Source organism: Janibacter sp. CFPM2_SD2, from assembly GCF_057364645.1.
In genome coordinates, this window is record NZ_JBNFOF010000133.1 from 1 (window position 1) to 9,009 (window position 9,009).

At 67.9% G+C, this 9,009-nt stretch carries 14 protein-coding genes and 3 pseudogenes; all 17 read left to right on the plus strand.

The features are described 5' to 3' along the window. Positions 1–90: 90 nt before the first annotated feature. Positions 91–510, plus strand: coding sequence for a 50S ribosomal protein L16 (gene rplP, locus AC2W7J_RS12375; protein ID WP_255185361.1), 420 nt, complete (start codon positions 91–93; stop codon positions 508–510). Continuing rightward, on the plus strand, positions 510–737 hold the full coding sequence (gene rpmC / locus AC2W7J_RS12380; RefSeq protein WP_303708045.1) for a 50S ribosomal protein L29: 228 nt from the start codon (positions 510–512) through the stop codon (positions 735–737). Before rplP ends, rpmC begins: the two co-directional genes overlap by 1 nt. Further along, a complete protein-coding gene (gene rpsQ / locus AC2W7J_RS12385; RefSeq protein WP_421007177.1) occupies positions 734–1,018 on the plus strand; it encodes a 30S ribosomal protein S17 in 285 nt (94 codons plus the stop codon). Before rpmC ends, rpsQ begins: the two co-directional genes overlap by 4 nt. Positions 1,019–1,127: 109 nt before the next feature. After that, a complete protein-coding gene (rplN, locus tag AC2W7J_RS12390) occupies positions 1,128–1,496 on the plus strand; it encodes a 50S ribosomal protein L14 (RefSeq protein ID WP_068315433.1) in 369 nt (122 codons plus the stop codon). A 3-nt stretch (positions 1,497–1,499) separates the two neighbouring features. Then, positions 1,500–1,838, plus strand: coding sequence for a 50S ribosomal protein L24 (rplX, locus tag AC2W7J_RS12395; RefSeq protein ID WP_255185363.1), 339 nt, complete (start codon positions 1,500–1,502; stop codon positions 1,836–1,838). A gap of 1 nt (position 1,839) precedes the next feature. After that, complete coding sequence (gene rplE / locus AC2W7J_RS12400; RefSeq protein ID WP_255185364.1) at positions 1,840–2,412, plus strand: 50S ribosomal protein L5; 573 nt, start codon at positions 1,840–1,842, stop codon at positions 2,410–2,412. Between the two features lies 1 nt (position 2,413). Continuing rightward, entirely contained in the window at positions 2,414–2,599 is a 186-nt protein-coding gene (locus AC2W7J_RS12405) for a type Z 30S ribosomal protein S14 (protein WP_007924699.1), read from the plus strand. Positions 2,600–2,729: 130 nt separating this feature from the next. Next, a complete protein-coding gene (rpsH, locus tag AC2W7J_RS12410; RefSeq protein ID WP_255185365.1) occupies positions 2,730–3,128 on the plus strand; it encodes a 30S ribosomal protein S8 in 399 nt (132 codons plus the stop codon). A 12-nt stretch (positions 3,129–3,140) separates the two neighbouring features. Continuing rightward, entirely contained in the window at positions 3,141–3,677 is a 537-nt protein-coding gene (gene rplF, locus AC2W7J_RS12415) for a 50S ribosomal protein L6 (RefSeq protein ID WP_255185366.1), read from the plus strand. A gap of 3 nt (positions 3,678–3,680) precedes the next feature. Then, positions 3,681–4,055 carry a 50S ribosomal protein L18 gene (gene rplR, locus AC2W7J_RS12420; protein WP_303708048.1) on the plus strand — a complete coding sequence of 125 codons (375 nt, stop codon included), beginning with the start codon at positions 3,681–3,683 and terminating at the stop codon, positions 4,053–4,055. A gap of 34 nt (positions 4,056–4,089) precedes the next feature. Continuing rightward, positions 4,090–4,755: a 30S ribosomal protein S5 gene (gene rpsE, locus AC2W7J_RS12425; protein ID WP_255185367.1), complete on the plus strand. Its 666-nt coding sequence runs from the start codon at positions 4,090–4,092 to the stop codon at positions 4,753–4,755. Beyond that, the gene (gene rpmD / locus AC2W7J_RS12430; protein WP_072623779.1) at positions 4,755–4,937 is read left to right on the plus strand and encodes a 50S ribosomal protein L30; all 183 of its coding nucleotides are present in this window, start codon (positions 4,755–4,757) and stop codon (positions 4,935–4,937) included. Before rpsE ends, rpmD begins: the two co-directional genes overlap by 1 nt. Positions 4,938–4,939: 2 nt before the next feature. After that, positions 4,940–5,422 carry a 50S ribosomal protein L15 gene (gene rplO, locus AC2W7J_RS12435; RefSeq protein WP_255185368.1) on the plus strand — a complete coding sequence of 161 codons (483 nt, stop codon included), beginning with the start codon at positions 4,940–4,942 and terminating at the stop codon, positions 5,420–5,422. 204 nt (positions 5,423–5,626) lie between these two features. Continuing rightward, positions 5,627–6,947: pseudogene (gene secY, locus AC2W7J_RS12440) on the plus strand (preprotein translocase subunit SecY). Beyond that, positions 6,947–7,509 (plus strand): annotated as a pseudogene (locus AC2W7J_RS12445) (adenylate kinase). Before secY ends, AC2W7J_RS12445 begins: the two co-directional pseudogenes overlap by 1 nt. Before the next feature lie 3 nt (positions 7,510–7,512). Continuing rightward, complete coding sequence (map, locus tag AC2W7J_RS12450; RefSeq protein WP_421007175.1) at positions 7,513–8,361, plus strand: type I methionyl aminopeptidase; 849 nt, start codon at positions 7,513–7,515, stop codon at positions 8,359–8,361. Between the two features lie 136 nt (positions 8,362–8,497). After that, a pseudogene (locus AC2W7J_RS12455) lies at positions 8,498–9,009 on the plus strand (methylmalonyl-CoA mutase small subunit); the annotation flags it as partial.

Consider the following 9,009-nt stretch of genomic DNA (forward strand, 5'->3'; position numbering starts at 1 on the left):
GGCGACCGCAACGAGGTCAGGCCCAGGCCGCCCGCCCCGCTGAGGCCCCCGCCGCCGAGGCCCCGGCCAAGACCGAGGGAGAGTCCTGAGATGTTGATCCCCCGACGGGTCAAGCACCGCAAGCAGCACCACCCCAAGCGCTCCGGCATGTCGAAGGGCGGCACCGTCGTCTCCTTCGGTGACTACGGCCTCCAGGCTCTCGAGCCGGCCTACGTCACGAACCGCCAGATCGAGGCGGCTCGTATCGCCATGACGCGCTACATGAAGCGTGGCGGCAAGGTCTGGATCAACATCTACCCGGACCGTCCGCTCACCAAGAAGCCGGCTGAGACCCGCATGGGTTCCGGTAAGGGCTCGCCCGAGTGGTGGGTCGCCAACGTCAAGCCGGGCCGGATCATGTTCGAGATCTCCGGTGTCGACGAGACCGTCGCTCGCGAGGCCATGCGCCTGGCGATGCACAAGCTGCCGATGAAGTGCCGCTTCGTCGTGCGTGAGGGTGGTGTCAACTGATGGCAGTCGGATCCAAGGACCTGACCCCGGCCGACCTGCGCGAGCTGACCGACGACCGCCTGGTCGACGAGCTGCGCAAGGCCAAGGAGGAGCTCTTCAACCTCCGTTTCCAGTCGGCCACCGGCCAGCTGGAGAACCACGGCCGGCTCCGCGCCGTCCGCAAGGACATCGCCCGCATCTACACCGAGATGCGCGAGCGCGAGCTCGGGATCGGTGAGAGCAAGTGACCGAGAACGAGAAGGACACCACCGTGACCCAGCGGAACGACCGCAAGACCCGCCGCGGCTACGTCGTCAGCGACAAGATGGACAAGACCGTCGTCGTCGAGGTCGAGGACCGCGTCAAGCATGCGCTCTACGGCAAGGTCATGCGCAAGACCTCCAAGGTCAAGGCGCACGACGAGGAGAACGTCGCCGGCATCGGTGACCACGTCCTCATCATGGAGACCCGACCGCTGTCCGCCAACAAGCGCTGGCGGCTCGTCGAGATCCTCGAGAAGGCCAAGTAAGGCCACCCCGGAGCGAAGGGGGCGCATCCGCCCCCTTCGCCCGCGAAGACCACATCAGTTCGGCCAGGCTCGCCGCGAGCGAGAACCAGCACGACGACAGGAGTGAGAAGTGATCCAGCAGGAGTCGCGACTGCGCGTCGCCGACAACACCGGTGCCAAGGAGATCCTGTGCATCCGCGTGCTCGGTGGCTCCGGCCGCCGGTACGCCGGCGTCGGCGACACCATCGTCGCCACCGTCAAGGACGCCATCCCCGGTGGCAACGTCAAGAAGGGTGACGTCGTCAAGGCCGTCATCGTCCGCACCACCAAGGAGCGTCGTCGCAACGACGGTTCCTACATCAAGTTCGACGAGAACGCCGCCGTCATCCTCAAGGCTGACGGCGAGCCGCGCGGGACGCGCATCTTCGGCCCGGTCGGTCGCGAGCTGCGCGACAAGAAGTTCATGAAGATCGTCTCGCTCGCACCGGAGGTGATCTGATCCATGGCCAAGCTCAAGATCAAGAAGGGCGACCTCGTCCAGGTCCTGTCCGGCAAGGACAAGGGCCTGCAGGGCAAGGTCATCTCGGTCAACACCGAGACCCAGCGCGTCGTGGTCGAGGGTGTCCAGCGGGTCACCCGCCACACCAAGGCCGGCATCGGCGGCCAGGCCGGCGGCCTGGTCGTCTCCGAGGCGCCGATCCACGTGAGCAACGTGGCGATCGTCGACCCCGAGGACAACAAGCCGACCCGCATCAAGACCCGCGTCGAGACCGTCGAGCGCGACGGTCGCACCAAGGCGAGCCGCACCCGCGTCGCGGGCCGCTCGGGCAAGGACCTCTGAGATGACTGACACCATCGAGACCGCCGTCGAGGCCCCGCGCCTCAAGGGCAAGTACGCCGATCAGGTCGTCCCCGCGCTGCAGGAGCAGTTCGGCTACGACAACGCGATGCAGGTTCCCCGCGTCGTCAAGGTCGTCGTCAACATGGGCGTCGGCGACGCCGCCAAGGACAGCAAGCTGATCGAGGGCGCGATCCGCGACCTGACCGCCATCACCGGTCAGAAGCCGCAGGTCACCAAGGCCCGCAAGTCCATCGCGCAGTTCAAGCTGCGCGAGGGCATGCCGATCGGCTGCCACGTCACGCTGCGCGGTGCGCGCATGTGGGAGTTCCTCGACCGCCTCACGGCGATCGCGCTGCCCCGCATCCGTGACTTCCGTGGCCTGAACCCGAAGCAGTTCGACGGCAACGGCAACTACACCTTCGGTCTGACCGAGCAGTCGATGTTCCACGAGATCGACCAGGACAAGATCGATCGCGTCCGCGGCATGGACATCACCGTGGTCACGACCGCGACGAACGACGACGAGGGCCGCGCGCTGCTCAAGCAGCTGGGCTTCCCCTTCAAGGAGAACTGACATGGCGAAGACCGCCCTGATCAACAAGGCGAACAAGAAGCCGAAGTTCAAGGTCCGCGGCTACACGCGGTGCCAGCGCTGCGGCCGGCCGCACTCGGTCTACCGCAAGTTCGGCCTGTGCCGTGTGTGCCTTCGCGAGATGGCGCACCGCGGCGAGCTCCCCGGTGTGACCAAGTCCAGCTGGTGACCCACCCTGGGTCCGACACCTGTCGGGCCCACCGCGACCCAGGTCGCACCACAACCCACGAACCGTTCTACATCGAAGGTCGCTCCGGGCTCCGGAGGGAAACCGCGATGAGAGAGGGCAGGCAGAGCCCATGACCATGACCGACCCGATTGCGGACATGCTGACCCGCGTCCGGAACGCCAACTCGGCGCACCACGACGTCGTCTCCATGCCGTACTCCAAGCTCAAGTCGCACATCGCGGAGATCCTCCAGGCGGAGGGTTTCATCGCGGGGTGGGAGGTCGAGGAGGCGACCGTCGGCAAGACGCTGACGATCAACCTCAAGTACGGCCCCAACCGTGAGCGCTCCATCGCGGGCGTGCGCCGGGTGTCCAAGCCCGGTCTGCGCGTCTACGCGAAGTCCACCAACCTGCCGAAGGTGCTCGGCGGCCTGGGCGTGGCGATCATCTCCACGTCCTCCGGCCTCCTCACCGACAAGCAGGCCGCAACCAAGGGTGTGGGCGGGGAAGTCCTCGCCTACGTCTGGTAAGGGGAAGCAGACATGTCGCGTATCGGACGACTCCCGGTCGCCATCCCCAGCGGTGTCGACATCGCCATCGAGGGCCAGACCGTCAAGGTCAAGGGCCCCAAGGGCGAGCTGCAGGTCATCGTGACCGAGCCGATCACGGTCGAGAAGACCGAGGCCGGCGTCGAGGTCAAGCGTCCCGACGACGAGCGCGAGTCGCGCTCGCTCCACGGCCTGACCCGCAGCCTCATCAACAACATGGTCGTCGGTGTCACCGAGGGCTACGAGAAGAAGCTCGAGATCCACGGCACCGGTTACCGCGTGCAGAACAAGGGCGGTTCGCTCGAGTTCGCGCTCGGCTACAGCCACCCGATCACCATCGAGGCCCCCGAGGGGATCAGCTTCAACGTCGAGAACCCCACGCGCTTCAGCGTCCAGGGCATCGACAAGCAGCTCGTCGGCGAGACCGCTGCCAACATCCGCAAGCTCCGCCGCCCCGACCCGTACAAGGGCAAGGGTGTCCGGTACGAGGGCGAGCAGATCCGTCGCAAGGTCGGAAAGGCTGGTAAGTAACCCATGGCCAAGATCGTCAAGCGTGCCAAGGGCAAGAGCGCCGCTCGCGGGCGTCGCCACCTTCGCCTGCGCAAGAAGGTCACCGGCACCGCGGCCCGTCCGCGGCTGGTGGTCACCCGCAGCAGCCGCCACGTCTTCGTCCAGGTCGTCGACGACACGATCGGCAAGACCGTCGCGTCCGCGTCGACCATGGAGGCCGACGTGCGTGCGCTCGAGGCCGACAAGACCGAGCGGGCCAAGAAGGTCGGTGAGCTCGTCGCCGAGCGCGCCAAGTCCGCTGGTGTCGAGGCCGTCGTCTTCGACCGCGGTGGCAACCGCTACCACGGTCGCGTCGCCGCGATCGCGGACGGCGCCCGCGAAGGGGGTCTGACGCTGTGATGCAGACCCAGAACGTCGAGAAGAGGAACATCTGATGCCCGGACCCCAGCGTCGAGGCGCCGGTGCCGCAGGCACCAACGAGCGCTCCAACAACGACCGTCGTGACAACCGCGGCGGTGGCCGTGACCGTCGTGACGGTGGCCGTGACCGCACCGAGAGCCAGTTCCTCGAGCGCGTCGTGACCATCAACCGCGTGGCCAAGGTCGTCAAGGGCGGTCGCCGCTTCAGCTTCACCGCCCTGGTCGTCGTCGGTGACGGCGACGGCACCGTCGGTGTCGGCTACGGCAAGGCCAAGGAGGTCCCGGCCGCGATCGCCAAGGGTGTCGAGGAGGCGAAGAAGAACTTCTTCACCGTCCCGCGCATCCAGGGCACGATCCCGCACCCCATCCAGGGTGAGGCCGCGGCCGGCGTCGTCATGCTCCGCCCCGCCAGCCCCGGTACCGGTGTCATCGCCGGTGGCCCGGTGCGTGCGGTGCTCGAGTGCGCCGGCATCCACGACGTGCTGTCCAAGAGCCTCGGCTCGGACAACGCGATCAACATCGTCCACGCGACCGTCGAGGCCCTGCGCGGCCTCGAGCGTCCCGAGGCCGTCGCGGCTCGCCGCGGTCTGCCCCTGGACGAGGTCGCCCCGGCAGCCATGCTGCGCGCCCAGGCCGCTGGTCGCGCCGAGGCCGCCGAGAAGGCAAAGGCGGGTGCGTGATGGCACAGCTCAAGGTGACCCAGACCCGTTCGGAGATCGGTGGCAAGCAGAACCAGCGCGACACGCTGCGCAGCCTCGGTCTGAAGCGCATCGGCGACGTCGTCGTCAAGGAGGACCGCCCGGAGATCCGTGGCATGGTCCAGACGGTTCGCCACCTGGTGACCGTCGAGGAGGTTGACTGATCATGGCTGACTCCAAGGCCAACCCGACCCCGGAGCAGGGCACGCACGCTCTCAAGGTGCACCACCTGCGTCCGGCTCCCGGGGCCAAGACCGCCAAGACCCGCGTGGGTCGCGGTGAGGGCTCGAAGGGCAAGACCGCCGGCCGCGGTACCAAGGGCACCAAGGCCCGGTACCAGGTGCCGGAGCGCTTCGAGGGTGGTCAGACGCCGCTGCACATGCGTCTGCCCAAGCTCCGTGGCTTCAAGAACCCCTTCAAGACCGAGTACCAGGTCGTCAACCTCGACCGCATCTCCGCGCTCTTCCCCGAGGGTGGCAGCGTGGGCGTCGAGGAGCTCGTGGCGAAGGGTGCCGTCCGCGACGGTCACCTCGTCAAGGTGCTCGGCTCCGGCGAGATCACGGTGAAGGTCGACCTCACGGTCGACGCCTTCTCCGCGAGCGCCAAGGAGAAAATCGAGGCGGCCGGCGGCAGCATCACTGCTCGCTGACCCCTTTCGGTCCATCTGCATCGAGGCCGTCCCGGCTCACCGGGACGGCCTCGACGCGTCTCCCGGCCCCCTTCGTCGAAGGGGGATGCGGGTCACGTCGCGACCTCGCAGTCGCGGCAGGTATCGTCTGACAGGTTGCTCACCGTCGGTGGGCCCTGCCCGCAGCCCACATCTGCATCCCGGCACCGTCCTGGAGGAACCCACGTGCTCTCCGTCTTCACCCGGGCGTTCAAGACGCGACCTGCGGCGCAAGCTGCTCTTCACGCTGGGCATCATCGTGCTCTTCCGCCTCGGGTCGCACGTGCCGACGCCCAACGTCAACTACACGGCGGTGCAGGACTGCATCGCGGGGGCCCGGCAGGACGCCGGCAACAACTTCCTCGGGATGGCCAACCTCTTCAGCGGTGGGGCGCTGCTCCAGCTGTCGATCTTCGCGCTCGGGATCATGCCGTACATCACCGCGAGCATCATCGTGCAGCTGCTCACGGTCGTCATCCCTCGCTTCGAGGCGCTGAAGAAGGAGGGGCAGCAGGGTCAGGCGAAGATGACGCAGTACACGCGCTACCTGACGATCGCCCTGGCCATCCTCCAGTCGGCCACCTTCATCACCTTCGCACGCAACCCCGCGAGCCTGTTCAACAACGCCGAGTGCGGGCCTATCCTCTACCGCGACTCGATGTTCTCGATCATCCTCATGGTCCTGACGATGACGGCCGGCACCGGTCTGATCATGTGGCTCGGCGAGCTCGTCACGGACAAGGGCGTCGGCAACGGCATGTCGCTGCTGATCTTCACGTCGATCACCGCGACCTTCCCCAGCTCGCTGTGGGCGATCCAGCAGCGCGACGGCCGCTGGGACCTCTTCTTCCTCGTCATCGCGATCGGCCTGGTCATCATCGCCGCGGTCGTCTTCGTCGAGCAGAGCCAACGCCGCATCCCGGTCCAGTACGCCAAGAAGATGGTCGGCCGGCAGATGTACGGCGGCACCTCGACCTACATCCCGATCAAGGTCAACATGGCCAACGTCATCCCGGTGATCTTCGCGAGCTCGATGCTCGCGCTGCCGCAGATGATCGCGCAGTTCCAGACCGACCCGCAGGGTGACAACCCCGGCTGGGTCGACTGGATCAACACCTATCTCGTCCGGGGTGACCACCCCATCTACATGGCGGTCTTCACCGCGATGATCCTCTTCTTCACCTTCTTCTACGTGTCGATCACGTTCAACCCCACCGAGGTTGCCGACAACATGAAGAAGTACGGAGGCTTCATCCCAGGTATCCGGGCCGGGCGACCCACGGCCGAGTACCTCCAGTACGTGCTCACCCGCATCACCGTGCCGGGCGCCATCTACCTCGCTCTCGTCTCGTTGATCCCGCTCATCGCACTCGTGCTCGTCGGGGCCAACCAGAACTTCCCCTTCGGCGGTACCTCTATCCTCATCATGGTCGGGGTCGGTCTGGAGACGGTGAAGCAGATCGAGTCCCAGCTCCAGCAACGCCACTACGAAGGATTCCTCCGCTGATGCGTCTGATCATTTTGGGTCCCCCCGGTGCCGGCAAGGGCACCCAGGCCGGCCGGATCGCCGAGCACTACGGCATCCCCGCGATCTCCACGGGTGACATCTTCCGCGCCAACATCAAGAATGAGACCGAGCTCGGTCTCCAGGTGAAGGAGATCCTCGCCTCCGGTGGTTACGTCTCCGACGACATCACCAACGCGATCGTCGAGGACCGCCTCGCGCAGGACGACGCCGCTCCGGGCTTCCTCCTCGACGGCTACCCTCGCACGACCGCGCAGGTGACCGCCCTCGACGCGATGCTCGCCAAGGGCGACCACGCGATCGACAAGGTGCTCGAGCTCGTCGTCGACGACGAGCTCGTCGTCGCGCGCCTGCTCAAGCGCGCCGAGCTCGAGGGTCGCGTCGACGACACCGAGGAGGTCATCCGCGAGCGGATGGCCATCTACCACCGTGAGACCAAGCCGCTGTCCGACGCCTACGCCGAGCGCAACCTGCTCGTCACGTCGACGGTGAGGGCGAGGTCGACGAGGTCGCCGAGCGCATCGTCGCGGCCCTGGGCGCCTGAGTCTTGTCCCTCTTCGGCCGTGAGCGGATCCGCCCGCGCACCCCGGACCAGCTCCGGGCGATGCGCGTGGCGGGTCTGCTCACCGGTCGCACCCTCGAGATGCTGCGCGGCGAGGTCCGCGCCGGCGTCACGACCGGGCAGCTCGACGCCCTCGCGGAGGACTTCATCCGCAGCGGCGGGGGAGTGCCCAACTTCCAGCTCGTCCCCGGCTACGTCAACACGCTGTGCACCTCGGTCAACGACGAGATCGTGCACGGCATCCCGGGCGACCGGGTGCTGCGTGACGGCGACCTGCTGAGCATCGACTGCGGCGCCGAGGTCGACGGGTGGAACGGCGACTCCGCCATCACCCTCGTCGTCGGGGGCGATGCCGCAGGTGACCCGGCCGCCGTGCGGCTCAACGAGGTCACCCGACGCTCCCTGTGGGCCGGGCTCGCCGCCCTTCGCCCCGGAGGGGACCTCAACGACATCGGCGGCGCGGTCGAGGACTCGATCACCGACGACGCGCGCGCCGACGGCGTCGACTACGGCATCGTGCAGGACTACACCGGTCACGCCATCGGTGAGCACATGCACCTGCCGCCCAATGTGCCCAACTACCGCGAGCCCGGCCGTCAGCCGCGCACGCCGGTCGGCACGACCCTGGCCATCGAGCCGATGGTCACCCTCGGCGACCAGGCCAACCACGTGCTGCCTGACGAGTGGACCGTCGTCACCGACGACGGCTCCGTCGCCAGCCACTGGGAGCACACCGTCGCGCTCACCGAGCGCGGCCTGTGGGTGCTCACCGCCCTCGACGGTGGCGAGGCAGAGCTCACCGCGCTGGGCGCTCCCTTCGGTCCGCTGGACTGATCTCGGACACCCTTCAGGGTGTGGCCCACGCGACGCTGGACACCCCCTTCGCACCGTGGTGACGGTCGGTAGGGTGCGAAGTCAGTCATGTCCGACGCCGTGACGCCGCGGCCGGGTCGATGAGGAGCTTTCGAGGATGACCCTTCCCCCTGCACGTGACGACGTCATGGGCCTGGCCGAGGGCTTCGCCCCGGTGGGCCCGGACGCGTGGGCGGACCTGGCCGCCGCCGTCGTCAACAAGTCCCGTCCCGACGACCGCAAGGTCGACGGCGCCGGCGCCCGCGAGGCCCTGACCAGCCACCTGCCCGGCGGCATCGACATCGACCCGATCTACTGGCCGCAGCCGGGCACCGCCCTCGGTGTGCCGGGCGCGATGCCCTTCACCCGTGGCCGTGGCCCCCGCAACCCCGACCTGCCGTGGGACGTGCGCCAGCTGCACGACGACCCCGACGCGGCCGCGAGCCGCAAGGCGGTCCTCGACGACCTCGAGCACGGCGTGAGCTCGGTGTGGCTGCACGTCGGCGCCGACGGCATCGCCGCCGGTGACGTCGCCGAGGTCCTCACCGACGTCATGGCCGACCTCGCCCCGGTCGTCGTCAGCTCGACCGACGACCAGAGCGCCGCCGCGGCGCGCTCGTCGCCGCCTGG